The organism is uncultured Aquimarina sp., from assembly GCF_947492965.1.
Classification (GTDB): Bacteria; Bacteroidota; Bacteroidia; order Flavobacteriales; family Flavobacteriaceae; genus Aquimarina.
In genome coordinates, this window is record NZ_CANLOZ010000012.1 from 1 (window position 1) to 14,540 (window position 14,540).

Here is a 14,540-nt window from a genome sequence, read left to right on the forward strand (position 1 = left end):
TACTTGAGCAACTACTGATAATTTAAAGCCTAAATTATAATCTCGTTGTGTACGCTTCTTCCTTGGTTCTTCTGAATATGTCATAAATAAGTCTAAATTACGTCAACTTATTTCAGGACGAGACAATATAAAAACTAAAAAAGCCCTAGTTTTCACTAAGGCTTTTGGGTGGTCCCACTTGGGCTCGAACCAAGGACCCCTGTCCCGATAGCTATCGGGAGAGTCAGGTGTTCTATTTAGATTTCATGATTTTTTCAATCATTTCAGGATACTTCTTAAGGTTTTCAATGTACTTCCTGCTTTTCATAGATTTTATTTTGCGTTCTATTGCTAGTGCTTGCTGATGATTGGCTGCAGGAATAAATAGATATAAAGTCCAATTATTATCAATAATCGTATAACTCTTTTTACCATAAAAGCCGTTGTTGTGTTTGTCTATTCTTTCAGATAAGTTTTCTTGCGTTACTCCGATATAGTATTTATTTACTTTTTTACTATAAAGAATGTAGCAACCTATTTCTTTCTGTTGTGACATAATTTGGTTAATTAAAATAGAAGTATAAAAAAAGCCCTAGTTTTCACTAAGGCTTTTGGGTGGTCCCACTTGGGCTCGAACCAAGGACCCCCTGATTATGAGTCAGGTGCTCTAACCAGCTGAGCTATGGGACCTAAAACGGAGGGCAAATTTAAGTAATTGATATAAACACGCCAAACATTTTTTGTAATTTAATTAATCTCTTGACAAAGCTCTACCAAAACACCATTTGTTGTTTTAGGATGTATAAAGGCAACTAGCTTGTTGTCAGCACCTTTTTTAGGGGTTTTGTTGATCAATTGAAATCCTTCTTTTTCGAGTCTTTCTAATTCTTTTTCAATATCATCTACATCAAAAGCAATATGATGAATGCCTTCGCCTTTTTTGGTAATAAATTTTCCAATAGGGCCATCTTCGCTGGTGCTTGCCAAAAGCTCGATCTTGTTTTCGCCAACTTTAAAGAAAGAAGTAATCACCGCTTCACTTTCTACTGTTTCTTCTTTATATGGAGCAACTCCTAGTAATTGTTCGTAAAGTGTATTGGCTTTATCAATATCTTTTACAGCAATACCGATATGTTCAATTTTGTTGATATGATTCACAAGTGTAAATTTTATTAATTATTAGATAATGAGGATAAAAGTACAAAATAGCTATGCGAAAAGGATTTTCTATTAAAAGAAAATCAACACATCACATAAATAGCTATTTTTGCACCATGGAAACAAACAGACAGAAAAAAATAGGAGGCGTATTGCAACGTGATGTGGCAGATGTAATACAGCTTGCTTTGCGTGAAGCTGGAGTACAAGGGATTTTGGTTTCTGTTACTAAGGTAAGTGTTACTACAGATCTATCCATTGCTAAAGTATATATGAGTGTATTCCCTCATAATGAAGGAGAAAAAGTATTACAAGAAGTAAATGCGGTAAAATCTCAAATTAAACATCAGGTGGCGCAGCGTACAAAAAATCAATTACGTCGTATGCCCGAGTTATCCTATTTTATTGATGATTCATTAGAATACATAGACAATATCGAGAAAGCAATTAAGGGAGAAGACAATCCTTTAGAGAATCCTGATTTATTGCCAAAACGCAAGAAAAAGTAATTATTTAAGTTAATTTAAATAAAATCGGTCATAACAACATATTCTATTATCTTTATTAAAAAAATATTTGATTAAGATTTTGTACTAAAAATTTGAAGTTTCCTTTTTACATAGCAAAACGTTATTTGTTTTCTCCTGGTAGTAGTAATGCAATTAATATTATTACTGGGATTGCAGCAGCGGGTGTGGTTATAGGAGCTATGTCGTTGTTTCTGGTATTGTGCGGCTTTGCTGGGCTTAAGGATTTTAGCTTGCAATTTTCTTCTTATTTTGATCCAGATTTGAAGTTGTTTCCTTCTAATGGAAAGACATTTACATTTACAGAAGATCACAAAAAGAAATTATCTGATCTGGAAGGTGTTCTAAGTTTTTCGGAAGTTATAGAAGAGCGTGTTCTCTTAGAATTTAAAGACAAACAAAAAACAGGTTTTATAAAAGGTGTAGATACTAATTATAAAGAAGTCATTGCTACAGATAGTATTATGGCATATGGCGAATGGTTAAGCGGAAATGATGCTCAAGTAGTTTCAGGCTACGGAATAGGAAAAGAGCTAGGAATGGGAGTGGAGCAGATTTATACAAACTTTCTAAACATATATGTTCCTAAACCGGGAAAAGGTATTCCGAAAGATCCTTCTAAAGCGTTTAGAAAAAAAGCTGTAGTAAATACTGGAATTTATACGGTAAATGAAGACCTCGATAAGAAGTATGTTTTTGCTACTATTGGTCTAACAAGAGAGTTGCTAAACTTACCAAAAGATAGAGTGACTAATATAGAATTGAAACTATCTCCGGAAGCTGATGAAGATACCGTTCGGGAACAAATGATTGCACTTTTTGAAGATAAGGTTGTCGTAAAAAACCGGATTCAATTAAACGATACCTTATACAGAATGCTAAATACGGAGAATTTAGCATCTTATTTAGTAATCACTTTAATAGCAATCATAGCTTTATTTAATGTAGCAGGAGCGATTATTATGATGATCATCGATAAGAAGATGAATATACAAACCTTATATAATTTAGGAGCAACTTTACCTAAAATCCGACAAGTATTTCTGTTTCAAGGTTCTTTAATGACAATTTTAGGAGCATTATTGGGTCTGCTTTTAGGCTTTATCATTATTATTTGTCAACAGCAGTTTGGGTTATTGATGATTACTCCTTCTCTTCCGTATCCTACTAAAATTACAGTTATGAGCTTTATCATAGTCTTTCTTACCATTACTGTAATAGGTATCATAGCATCGTTATTAGCTTCTAGTAGAATCAACCAACGTTTAGTGAGTTTCTAATAAGAATTGCATTTACGCAAACTGGAATCCTGCAAATTTTTCCTGTACTTCATCAAAAGCAGCAAATACATCTTTGGAATCATCGCTGGTTACCATTTTAGTGCGATATTCTTTGAAATGTGGAATGCCTTTAAAGTAATTGGTGTAATGTCTTCTTGTTTCAAAAACTCCAAGTTTTTCACCTTTCCAATCGATCGACATTTGCAAGTGTCTACGTGCTGCAATTACGCGTTCTTCTATAGTCGGAGGTGGTAGATGTTCTCCTGTTTTGAAGTAATGTTTTACTTCTTTGAAGAACCATGGATATCCGATACTGGCACGACCAATCATTGCGCCATCCAGTCCATATTGATCACGCATTTCTACTGCTCTTTCAGGGCTATCTACATCTCCATTTCCGAAAACAGGAATATGCATTCTAGGATTGTTCTTTACTTCGGCGATAGGTTTCCAATCTGCATTTCCTTTATACATCTGCGCTCTTGTACGTCCGTGAATGGAAATGGCCTTACAGCCTACGTCTTGCAAGCGTTCGGCTACTTCGACAATTTTTATAGAATTATGATCCCAACCTAATCTCGTTTTTACTGTTACGGGTAGTTTGGTATGCTCAACCATAGCCTTGGTTAGAGAAACCATTAGATCGATATCTTTTAAGATACCAGCGCCAGCTCCTTTGCTTACCACTTTTTTTACAGGACATCCAAAGTTAATATCTATGATATCTGGTCCTGATGCTTCTACAATTTCAACGGATTTAAGCATAGAATCTAAGTTGGCTCCAAAAATTTGAATACCAACCGGACGTTCTTTTTCATATATATCCAACTTCATTACACTCTTTGCTGCATCTCGAATTAATCCTTCACTAGATATAAATTCGGTATATACAACATCTGCTCCTTGTTCTTTACATAATGCTCTAAATGGTGGATCACTCACGTCCTCCATCGGTGCTAATAGTAAAGGAAATTCTCCTACATCAATGTCTCCTATCTTTGCCAAAACCTTTGTTTGATAAATATTAAACGTAATTCTTTGCAAAAGTACGAATTCTAACGAATCTTCATTGTAAGATTGAATCTGAGGTTAGAATCATTTAAAAATCAAGTATTGATGACATAAACCTTCTAAAATCGATTATATTTGCAAACTCAATGATTTATTCACATTATGGAGTTTAATTCTCTGTAAATTGAACGGATATTGTACTTATAAAGCATTGAATGTATTCGGGCAGGGATAGAAGTGACATCCTTTTTTGTTTTGAAGAGAAATAAGTGATGGGAAACAAAAAAGATATAACGGATAGCCCGTTTTAGCCCGCCAAAAAAAAGAATGATGAAGAACATAAGAAATTTTTGCATTATTGCGCATATTGATCATGGTAAGAGTACGCTTGCTGATCGATTGTTGGATTATACAGGTTCTGTTACCGCTAGAGAAGCTCAGAATCAGTTGTTGGACAATATGGATTTGGAACGTGAGCGTGGAATTACGATTAAGAGTCATGCAATTCAGATGGAGTATACGTACAAAGGTGAACAGTATATTCTAAACCTCATTGATACTCCTGGACACGTAGATTTTTCTTATGAAGTTTCTAGGTCTATCGCGGCCTGCGAAGGTGCTTTGCTTATTGTAGATGCTGCGCAAAGTATACAAGCACAAACGATATCCAATTTATACCTTGCACTGGATAATGATTTAGAAATTATTCCTGTTTTAAATAAAATTGATTTACCAAGTGCAAATCCAGAAGAAGTTACTGATGATATTGTAGATCTATTGGGTTGTGATCCTGAGGAGGTGATACCTGCCAGTGCTAAAACAGGAATTGGAATCGAAGAAATTCTAGAAGCCATCATCGAGCGTGTTCCAGCACCAGAAGGAAATCCAAATGAACCTTTACAAGCATTGATTTTCGATTCTGTATATAATCCTTTTAGAGGAGTAGAAACATACTTTAGAGTAGTTAATGGTGAAATTAAGAAAGGGCAACAGATTAAGTTTGTAGCTACTAATAAAAACTATTTTGCGGACGAAATAGGAACTTTGAAATTAAATCAAGTTCCAAAACAAATTATTAAAACAGGAGATGTTGGATATCTGATTACGGGTATTAAAGATGCGCGTGAAGTGAAGGTAGGAGATACGGTTACGGATGCTAAAACTCCTACTCAGAATGCGATTGAAGGTTTTGAGGATGTAAAACCAATGGTATTTGCGGGTATTTATCCAGTAGACACAGAGGACTATGAAGAACTTCGTGCTTCTATGGAAAAATTACAGTTAAACGATGCTTCTTTGGTGTTTACACCAGAAAGTTCTGCTGCATTAGGTTTTGGATTTAGATGTGGATTCTTGGGAATGTTACATATGGAGATTATTCAGGAACGTTTGGAGAGAGAGTTTAATATGACTGTAATTACTACAGTACCTAACGTATCTTACCACGCGTTTACCAATAAAGAACCTGATGAGGTTATTATCGTAAATAATCCTTCGGATCTTCCTGATCCTTCAAAAATGAATAGGGTGGAAGAACCTTATATCAAAGCATCGATTATCACCAAAGCTGATTTTGTAGGGCCTGTGATGTCTTTATGTATAGAAAAACGAGGTGAAATCACGAATCAAACCTATTTAACCACAGAGAGAGTAGAGCTTACTTTTGACATGCCACTTGCCGAGATTGTATTTGATTTTTATGATCGATTAAAAACAGTGTCTAAAGGATATGCTTCTTTTGATTATGCACCTATTGGAATGCGAGCTTCTAAACTAGTAAAAGTAGATGTATTATTAAATGCGAATACGGTTGATGCTTTATCTGCTTTATTACATCAGGATAATGCATATGATATTGGTAAAAAGATGTGCGAGAAATTAAAAGAATTAATACCGAGACAGCAATTTGATATACCAATTCAGGCTGCTATAGGTGCTAAAATTATTGCTAGAGAAACGGTAAAAGCCCTTCGTAAAGATGTAACAGCAAAATGTTATGGAGGTGATATTTCTCGTAAGCGTAAGTTATTAGAAAAGCAGAAAAAGGGTAAGAAGCGTATGAGAGCTGTAGGTAACGTGGAAATACCGCAAGAAGCGTTCATGGCAGTTTTAAAACTGAACGATTAAATCAGGAAAAGTAAGAAAAAGACTTCTTTTTAATAATAAAAAATATCGACAAAACGCATTTTTTTAAGCCAAAATGCGTTTTTTTGTTTTCTTTTTATATCTTTGTCGACGAATATGGATTACTAATATGTTTCTATATTCATTAAAACTTAATTAATATAACCCCTATTATTATGCAGAAGTTTTTAGCAAAACAACCGATATACGTCTACTTCTTTATTATATCTATTGTATTAGCTTGCATATCCTAAGATCGATTATACCAGATAATCTTATCAAAATCTATTTTGTAGTGTAGTTTATTTTTTAGCTTCTATCATTTTAGAGAGCATATATTCTACGCCGTTCTCATCGTTACTTTTAGTCATGTAATTCGCCACTTCCTTTACATTTGGATGAGCATTTTGCATAGCGAAACTATATTTGGCTCTAGACATCATTTCTAAGTCGTTATTGTAATCTCCAAAAACCATAGTTTCATCTGTAGAGATGTCTAAGCTTTTTTGAACATTCTTTAATGCGTGTCCCTTATTCGCGTCGTTATGGGATAAGTCCAGCCATACTTTACCGGATACTTTTACTTTTAATCTGTTTTCTAGATGTTTTAAAGCAGGATATAAATATTGTTCGGAACCTTTTTCATTACAAATGGCAATTTTTAAGTATTGATCATCAATAACTTCAGACAGATCTTTTACAATCTCATATTTACCGTAAAATTCATTGAGCATATTTTCAAAAGGTTTTCCATAATCTTCGATATAAGCTTTTTTACGACCACATAATATTACCTGTGATCCTTCTAGTTTTTGGGTGATTTCTAATAGTTCTAAATAGGTGTCTCTATCAATTTCGGTTGTTTGTAATTCCTGATCTCTATGCATTGTCAAAGCACCATTTTCTGCAATAACAATCATGTCATCTTTGATGGCGTTTAATTTATGCAGAATACTATAATATTGTCTCCCGCTGGCAGCAACGAAGGTAACACCTAGTTCTTTTAATTCATCAAATAGATAAAAGAAAGATTGGCTTACTTCTCCTCTTGAGTTAAGAAGCGTACCATCCATATCTGTAGCTACTAATTTTATTTTAGATAAGTCCATACAAGATTTTTAAACTACGTAAAGGTATTAGAGTTTGCAATAAGGCGTTCGATTATTACTGTAAAATTTATATTAAATTGCTTTTTTAATCATTAACCTATGAAATTCTTTCAAAAAGAAATTAGTCTGAAGCCTTATCCAAGAGGTTTTCATTTAATTACAGAAGAAGTGCTTTTGGAAATTCCTGAGATTCGTAAAATAGCTATTGGACAATTACAGGTTTTTATTAAACATACTTCTGCTAGTCTTACCATTAATGAAAATGCAGACCCAACAGTTCGACAGGATTTTGAAAGTCATATGAATAAAATGGTTCCAGAAAATGCACCCTACTATCTACACACCTATGAGGGAGCAGATGATATGCCTGCACATATTAAAGCCTCGTTAATGGGAACTTCTGTACAGTTACCAATAACGGCAGGCAAACCAAATCTAGGAATATGGCAAGGAATCTACCTTTGCGAACACAGAGATTATGGTGGCTCCAGAAAATTAGTGCTTACCGCTTTTGGTTCTTAGAACCAATTTGCCCAAGGAATCATATATAACATTGCTGCAAACGCTATCGTGTAGAAAATGGCTAGCATTTTAAACTTCGGCGTAGAGGTTAGTTTCTTTTTATGTTTAGAATATCCAATTGTAATTAACGTAACAACCAGTATCATGGTAAACGGATGTTCTACATTATACAAACGAACCAAAGGGTCTCCCATAATATCTTTTACAGGAACATCTTTAAACCACATAATAGTAGGAGAAACAAAAAATATAACAATTCCTATTAATAATTGTATGTGTGTAACGATTAAAGCAAAAAGAGATATTCTAAAGTCTTTTGGTGCATACTCTCTTTTGGTAAAAAAACCAATTAAGGCATTAAAAGTTGCTAAAGTTACAACAAGAACGACTAAGTAAGCCCAATAGGAGTGAACGATTTGTATTGCTTCGTACATAATGATATGTTTAGTTTATCCAAAGGTAAACATTATGTATAAAAAAACCTCGCTCAATTAGAGCGAGGTTTTTATTATGGTATTTAAAAATTAGTTAAAGATATATCTTAAACCAACTTGCATTTGCCATCTTGATGATTGTAATCCGCTATCATCTAATTGTTCAATTCCATCTTCGAAAGAAGCAGGGTTGAAACTAAACTCAGGATTTGGTCCTGCTTGCTCAGTTTCGATCAATCCAATATTACTTGGAATGAATTTTCTTTGACCCCAATCTTTGTTAAGAAGATTTGTAAAATTGAAAATATCAAGAGAAAGCTGAAGCGTGTTCTTATGATCTCCAGTATTGATGTAAAAATCCTGTAAGAATTTTAAATCCACAGTGTGACTCCAAGGACCTCTATCTCCATTTCTTTCTGCATACTGTCCTCTTCTGCTTCTTAAGTAGTCATTTCCTTCGATAAAAGCATCTAAAGCATCCCACTGTTGCTGAGAGCTAAGTCCGTTTTCTCCATCAACTAATACAATTTCGCTTTGGTTTGCAGGAATATAAATTAATGCGTTGTCTCTAGAATCATCATTAAGAAGATCCGCTCCCTCTCTATATACGAAAGAGTGAGGAGCTCCTTGATTACCTTCGTAGAAAAGAGCAATAGTAGATTTCATAAATCCTAAATACTCTTTTTCATAGCTTACATTAGCAGTAAAACGAGATCCCTGAGAGAAATCAGATCTTCCTAAAGGTATATCTGAATTTTTACCGTTTACTGTTTGTATATTTCTCCATTGAGAACTATTCTGAGAAGAGGTTCCGTCAAAAATTGATTCAGCTTCTCCATAAGAATAAGAAACACTTCCTTGGAAACCGTTAGAAAATGGCTTTCTTAAGGTAACAGAAGCGTTATATGAAAAACCTTCACCTGTATTAGTTCCTAATGTAATTCTTCCGTAAGTGTTGTCAATAAGATCACCAAAGCTATCACTATAGAAAGGTCTGTTGTCAGCACCGTTTAAGAAACCTTCTGCTTCTGCAATGTTTAAGTTTTCATAATAGATATTAGTAATTACATCAGTATATAAGAAATCTGCACTTGCAATTAATCCCCAGAAAGGAAGTTTTTGGTCAATTGCAATGTTGTACTTCATGAACTGAGGTAATCGAAGATCTGGTGTAAAGATATCAATATTACCAGCTAAACCACCAGTTCCAGGCTCAACAGCTACTGGTTGTTGATTAATATCAGGATTAAAAGTAATTGTAGAGGGATCTAAATTAAATCCAGCTGTAAAACCACCAGTAATACCATTATTGTTATAAGATCCTCCAGGCCATACTAATGGAATTCTTGAGGTAAACATTCCTAAACCACCACGTACTTGAGTAGACCTATTGTTTTTAACATCCCAGTTAAAACCAATTCTTGGAGATAGATGTGCTTTAGGATTAATCGCTTTACCAACTCTAGCACCTTGAAGATCTTTTCCTGCAGCTTCTAAGATTGGAATTGTTCTATTATTAAAGTCATCATTAACAGGTCCATCTTCGAAAATAGGAACATCTACTCTTAAACCAGCTGTGAATTTAAAGTTTTCAGCAATACTCACTTCATCTTGTATATATACACTTGGTTGGTATAATTTAAATTCTGAAGCTCCATCAGATTCATCACCTACAGCAGTACCACCTACTAGAGAGTAACCTCTTTGGTATTCATCAATAATTCCAGCATAGAAATCATTAACACTATTGAAAGTGTAATCTCCATAGTTAAATGCAAAAAATAGGTTCTTGATTTTAGAAAATTCATGTTGCGTACCAATCGTTATAGTGTGTTTACCACTATAGATTTCAAAATTGTCTGCAATATTTAAAATATCTTGATCTAATAAGTTTGCAGTAGAAAAAGGTTCTGCACCAAAAGTAATTGTACCGTTACCATCTCTAATATCTACAGAAGGAAATGGATCACCAGATGGATCTCTATCATCTCTTACTGTTTTATAACCTACTAAAAGGCTATTTGATGCCCAGCTACCAAAAGAAGAGTTAAGCTCTAAAGTCGTTTCGTTCTTTACACTTTCAAACAGCTCTGAACCATTGATAAAACCAATTCTAGTATTGCTACTATTTCTTGCTTCTAGATTATCCGCGCTAACATAATTATGTTTTACACTTAATTGGTTATTTTCATTAATATTCCAATCTAATCTTACAGTAAATTTGTTACTTTCTAATGTTCTTGTATTGTTGTCAAAGCCACCTGGATTAAATCCGTAAGTAGTTTGTAAGAAGTTCGAAAGATCTTGAATTTCAGTTAAATTAGAATCTCCTTGGTAATTACTAAAATTAAATGGTTGAGGAGTTTCAGTTTCTTCTCTTTCGTAATTTACAAAGTAAAATAATTTGTCTTTTACAATTGGACCACCAACTCTAACCCCATAGATATTAGATGAAAAATCTGCTAGTTTTTCTCTAGACTCTCCATCACCTACAAGACTAGGAGGAGTTTTTCCAGCTAGATCTTGATTTCGGAAATATGTGTAAGCCGATCCTTCAATCTTGTTTGTCCCTGATCTGGTAATAGCGTTAATTGCACCTCCCGCAAAACCAGATTGTCTTACATCAAAAGGAGCAATGTTAATCTGGAACGTTTCGATAGCATCGATAGAGAAAGGATTTACTCCTGTTTGTCCACCATCTGTACCAGAACCTGCTAAACCAAATACATCATTACTTACACCACCATCGATGTATAATGCATTATATCTGTTGTTTTGTCCAGCTAAAGAAACTGAGAATCCGTCATCTCCTTCAGAAATCTGTGCCTGTGGTGTAATTCTTACGAAATCTGCAACGGATCTTGAAACCGATGGTAAAGAGTTAATCTGTCTTTCTGTTACTGTAGTTTCGGTTCCCGTTTTTCCAGAATCAAATACACCGTTATTGGTAGCGGTAATTACAACTTCTTCAAGAGCATTAGCTTCTTCTTTCATTTGAGTGTTAATGCTTTTTGAATCTCCTAACTGAAGGTATACATCGTCTTTAACGAAACCTAGAAATCCTACATAAGAGATTGTTACTCTATAAGGACCTCCGGTTCTCATGTTAGCAATCCTGTAATAACCGTCGAAATCAGTAATTGCTCCATACTTTGTCCCCGATGGTGTATGAATTGCAACTACATTGGCACCCGGCAGTGGTGCCCCAGTATTATCTGTCACTTTTCCATTCATGGAAGATTTTGTAACCCCTTGTGCAAAAGTTTCTGCAACTGTTGCCAAAAGAATTACAACAAATAAAAATGTAATCTTTTTCATTATAATGAATTAAGTTAATTGTTGGCGCAAAAGAACGAATCTTTGTGCAATCTAAGTTTATCTAAACGTTAAAATTTTTACATAAAGTTTTAACGGTTTTAAGGTAACTCAAATTTTTATATCATTGGTTTTCAAGTGATTGAAAATATTAAAAAGTTGTTAACCGGAAAATATCTAGCTTAGGTACTTTTTAATTAACATTTTCGTAGACGAATCATGGTCAGAAATCTGCGAATTATCGATTTCATCTAAAATTTTTGTAGCTAATTGCTTACCTAATTCTACACCCCATTGATCATAACTAAAAATATTCCAAACAACTCCCTGAACAAAAATTCGCTGTTCATACATAGAAATAAGAGCTCCCAAACTTTTTGGAGTAAGTTTGTCAATTAGAACTGTAGTTGTAGGTTTGTTCCCAGAGAAAACTTTGAATGGAACAAGTTGTCTTAATTTTTCTTCAGAAAGATTTTTAGATTGTAGCTCTTCTAAGACTTCTTCTTTACTTTTTCCGTTCATAAGAGCTTCTGTTTGAGCAAAGAAATTGGCCATTAATTTATCCTGATGACTTTTGTCACCAAACAGAGGGTTTTTAAACCCGATAAACTCAGCAGGAATCAATTTAGTACCTTGATGAATAAGTTGGAAAAATGCGTGTTGGGCATTGGTCCCTGGTTCTCCCCAAATAATAGTTCCTGTTTGGTAATTGATAGGGTTTCCTGCACGATCCACACTTTTACCATTACTTTCCATGATTCCTTGTTGCAGATACGCTGGTAATCTATGAAGATATTGAGAATAAGGGATTATTGCTTCGCTTTCTGCTTCAAAGAAATTGTTGTACCATATACTTAATAGTCCTAGAATTACAGGAATGTTGTCTTCGAAATTTGTTGTTCTGAAGTGTTCGTCCATTTGGTGAGCACCCTCTAGTAAGGAATCGAAATTTTCATATCCTATGGATAAACTTATAGATAGTCCAACGGCACTCCATAAAGAGAAACGACCACCTACCCAATCCCAAAGAGGAAAAATGTTAGTTTCTTCTATTCCAAAATCTACGACTTTTTGCACATTACTAGAAACAGCAACAAAGTGCTTGCCAACCGCAGATGAAGAAGCCTGGTTTATAAACCAGTTTCTTGCTGTAATTGCATTCGATAATGTTTCCTGCGTTCCAAAACTTTTAGATACTACAACAAACAAAGTAGTTTCTGGATCTAATCCCTTTAGTCTCTGATGTACATGATCACCATCTACATTAGATATAAAATGAAGGTTTAAATGGTTTTTATAGTATTCTAAAGACTCAGTAATCATAGCAGGGCCAAGATCGGATCCTCCAATACCTATATTAACAATATCTGTAAAAGGTTTATCGGTATATCCTTTTAGATCTCCGTTTATAACTTGATCACAAAATTCTTTGATTTTGTTCTTTACTTCTGATACTTCGTTTACAACGTTTTTGCCTGCGACTTCAACAGCTTGATCAGAAGGAACGCGAAGTGCAGTATGTAGAACTGCTCTTTCTTCGGTTTCGTTAATAATTTCACCTCCAAAATAACTTTGTATAGCTTTGTCAAGCTGTACTTCTTTTGCAAGATCTATTAATAATTTTTTAGTTGTTTCATCGATTCGATTTTTAGAATAATCTATATAAAAATCATTCCATTCTATCGAAAGCACATCAGCTCTATTAGGAGCTTTTTCAAAAAGATCTTTTAGATGAGTGTCTTTAATTGTCTCATAATGGTTTTTAAGTGCTTCCCAGGCTTTTGTGGTGGTGGGATTAATAGTTGGTAATGCCATGTGGTTACAATATTTCTTGTTTTGGTTTAAAAATGATACTATCTAATTTTGTTTTCATCGGTTCTATATGCTTGAAAAAAGCAGGTTTTAGACTGTCTTGTAGGGGTTTAGAAGCTGGTAGATCCTCTCTAAACGGATCTACTTCTCTACCATTTTTCCAGAAACGATAACATACGTGAGGACCACTGGTATTACCTGTCATACCTATAAACCCAATCACTTCTCCTTGTCGGACAAATTCACCTACTTTTACAGCTCTTTTGCTCATATGAAGATATTGTGTTTCATAAGTAGCGTTATGTCTAATTTTTACATATTTACCATTTCCTCCTCTACGTTCAGATTTAGTAACAGTCCCATCAGCAGTGGCCAAAATCGGTGTTCCTATAGGCGCGGCAAAGTCGGTTCCTCTATGTGGTCTAATCTTATTTCCGTAATATTTTATTCTACGCTTAAGGTTGTATCTAGAAGAGATTCTACTAAATTGAACAGGTGCTCTTAAAAAAGCTCTTCTTAAGTTATTAGCTTCCTGATCAAAATAATCTGACGAGTTATTAATAGTGTCATCTTTAAATCGAAATGCATAAAGGGGTTTGCTTCGATGCTCAAAGTAAGAAGCTTTGATCTCTCCAATTCCTGCAGGGATGGTGTCATTGATATACTTTTCTGTATAGATAACTTTAAATCGATCTCCTGCTTGTAATCTGGTAAAATCTATGGTCCAGGCATAAATGTCAGCCATTTTATATGCAACGAGAAAGCTTAAATCCATATCATCAAAAGTTTGAGAGAGGTTGCTCTCAATAGTCCCAGAGGCTATTCTTTCAACGATTTTAACAGGTTTGGCACTTTTTCTAGCAATAATACTATCTCTAAAATCTACAACCGTATAATCTATTAACCCATTTTGATACACAAATACTTGTGCTTGTTCTGCGGTATCTTTTGATTTTAGAACGGTATAGGCTTTACCTGCGGTAATTCTTGCAACGTTAAAAGTATCTTTTATTTTATTTGAAATTTCAAAAACCTTAGCTCTAGAAATTCCATGACTATCTAAAATAGCTCCAAAACTATCTCCTGGGCGAACGGTATCTCTAACAACGGTAAAGTCGTTTAGATTATATCCAAATTCTTTGATGATAGGAGGTTCTACTATTTCTTTACTTGTTTCTGGAACAACAACTACGGGTTCTTTCTTTTCTTTTTGGCATGAAATAAATACTACCAAAATAAGTAGTATACAACCTAAATTCTTCAACTCTG

12 protein-coding genes and 1 tRNA gene are annotated in these 14,540 nt (G+C 34.3%); 4 read left to right on the forward strand and 9 right to left on the reverse strand.

Annotation, left to right across the window (positions count from 1 at the left end):
- Window positions 1-232: 232 nt before the first annotated feature.
- From Q1B37_RS21480 to mce, 3 genes are all read right to left on the reverse strand, one after another.
- Window positions 233-535 (reverse strand): GIY-YIG nuclease family protein, encoded by a 303-nt coding sequence (locus Q1B37_RS21480; RefSeq protein ID WP_299902383.1) that lies wholly within the window; start codon window positions 533-535, stop codon window positions 233-235.
- Between the two features lie 60 nt (window positions 536-595).
- Window positions 596-669, reverse strand: a tRNA-Ile gene (locus tag Q1B37_RS21485).
- Between the two features lie 57 nt (window positions 670-726).
- Entirely contained in the window at window positions 727-1,128 is a 402-nt protein-coding gene (mce, locus tag Q1B37_RS21490; RefSeq protein WP_299606334.1) for a methylmalonyl-CoA epimerase, read from the reverse strand.
- A 125-nt stretch (window positions 1,129-1,253) separates the two neighbouring features.
- Between mce and rbfA the strand changes: the two genes are divergently transcribed.
- Both rbfA and Q1B37_RS21500 read left to right on the forward strand, forming a co-directional pair.
- Window positions 1,254-1,646 carry a 30S ribosome-binding factor RbfA gene (rbfA, locus tag Q1B37_RS21495; protein ID WP_299604782.1) on the forward strand — a complete coding sequence of 131 codons (393 nt, stop codon included), beginning with the start codon at window positions 1,254-1,256 and terminating at the stop codon, window positions 1,644-1,646.
- 92 nt (window positions 1,647-1,738) lie between these two features.
- Window positions 1,739-2,944 (forward strand): FtsX-like permease family protein, encoded by a 1,206-nt coding sequence (locus tag Q1B37_RS21500; RefSeq protein ID WP_299902386.1) that lies wholly within the window; start codon window positions 1,739-1,741, stop codon window positions 2,942-2,944.
- A gap of 12 nt (window positions 2,945-2,956) precedes the next feature.
- On the opposite strand, the gene dusB is transcribed toward Q1B37_RS21500, so the two are convergent.
- Window positions 2,957-3,949 (reverse strand): tRNA dihydrouridine synthase DusB, encoded by a 993-nt coding sequence (gene dusB / locus Q1B37_RS21505; protein ID WP_299604786.1) that lies wholly within the window; start codon window positions 3,947-3,949, stop codon window positions 2,957-2,959.
- 336 nt (window positions 3,950-4,285) lie between these two features.
- Between dusB and lepA the strand changes: the two genes are divergently transcribed.
- On the forward strand, window positions 4,286-6,082 hold the full coding sequence (gene lepA / locus Q1B37_RS21510; RefSeq protein WP_299604788.1) for a translation elongation factor 4: 1,797 nt from the start codon (window positions 4,286-4,288) through the stop codon (window positions 6,080-6,082).
- A 299-nt stretch (window positions 6,083-6,381) separates the two neighbouring features.
- On the opposite strand, the gene Q1B37_RS21515 is transcribed toward lepA, so the two are convergent.
- Window positions 6,382-7,188: an HAD family hydrolase gene (locus Q1B37_RS21515; protein ID WP_299604791.1), complete on the reverse strand. Its 807-nt coding sequence runs from the start codon at window positions 7,186-7,188 to the stop codon at window positions 6,382-6,384.
- Between the two features lie 99 nt (window positions 7,189-7,287).
- Between Q1B37_RS21515 and Q1B37_RS21520 the strand changes: the two genes are divergently transcribed.
- Entirely contained in the window at window positions 7,288-7,710 is a 423-nt protein-coding gene (locus Q1B37_RS21520) for a secondary thiamine-phosphate synthase enzyme YjbQ (protein WP_299902389.1), read from the forward strand.
- Here Q1B37_RS21520 and Q1B37_RS21525 read toward each other — a convergent pair.
- From Q1B37_RS21525 to Q1B37_RS21540, 4 genes are all read right to left on the reverse strand, one after another.
- Complete coding sequence (locus Q1B37_RS21525) at window positions 7,707-8,144, reverse strand: hypothetical protein (protein WP_299902390.1); 438 nt, start codon at window positions 8,142-8,144, stop codon at window positions 7,707-7,709. The genes Q1B37_RS21520 and Q1B37_RS21525 overlap by 4 nt on opposite strands.
- Window positions 8,145-8,234: 90 nt before the next feature.
- Window positions 8,235-11,462 carry a TonB-dependent receptor gene (locus Q1B37_RS21530; RefSeq protein ID WP_299604798.1) on the reverse strand — a complete coding sequence of 1,076 codons (3,228 nt, stop codon included), beginning with the start codon at window positions 11,460-11,462 and terminating at the stop codon, window positions 8,235-8,237.
- Between the two features lie 174 nt (window positions 11,463-11,636).
- Entirely contained in the window at window positions 11,637-13,274 is a 1,638-nt protein-coding gene (gene pgi, locus Q1B37_RS21535) for a glucose-6-phosphate isomerase (RefSeq protein ID WP_299902392.1), read from the reverse strand.
- Between the two features lie 4 nt (window positions 13,275-13,278).
- Entirely contained in the window at window positions 13,279-14,535 is a 1,257-nt protein-coding gene (locus Q1B37_RS21540; protein WP_299902395.1) for a peptidoglycan DD-metalloendopeptidase family protein, read from the reverse strand.
- Window positions 14,536-14,540 lie beyond the last annotated feature (5 nt).

Bases quoted from the DNA above. Each gene is read 5' to 3' on its own strand.
- Q1B37_RS21480 (WP_299902383.1), bottom strand. From the start codon at position 535: ATGTCACAACAGAAAGAAATAGGTTGCTACATTCTTTATAGTAAAAAA.
- rbfA (WP_299604782.1), top strand. From the start codon at position 1,254: ATGGAAACAAACAGACAGAAAAAAATAGGAGGCGTATTGCAACGTGAT.
- lepA (WP_299604788.1), top strand. From the start codon at position 4,286: ATGAAGAACATAAGAAATTTTTGCATTATTGCGCATATTGATCATGGT.
- Q1B37_RS21515 (WP_299604791.1), bottom strand. From the start codon at position 7,188: ATGGACTTATCTAAAATAAAATTAGTAGCTACAGATATGGATGGTACG.
- Q1B37_RS21520 (WP_299902389.1), top strand. From the start codon at position 7,288: ATGAAATTCTTTCAAAAAGAAATTAGTCTGAAGCCTTATCCAAGAGGT.
- Q1B37_RS21525 (WP_299902390.1), bottom strand. From the start codon at position 8,144: ATGTACGAAGCAATACAAATCGTTCACTCCTATTGGGCTTACTTAGTC.
- Q1B37_RS21530 (WP_299604798.1), bottom strand. From the start codon at position 11,462: ATGAAAAAGATTACATTTTTATTTGTTGTAATTCTTTTGGCAACAGTT.
- pgi (WP_299902392.1), bottom strand. From the start codon at position 13,274: ATGGCATTACCAACTATTAATCCCACCACCACAAAAGCCTGGGAAGCA.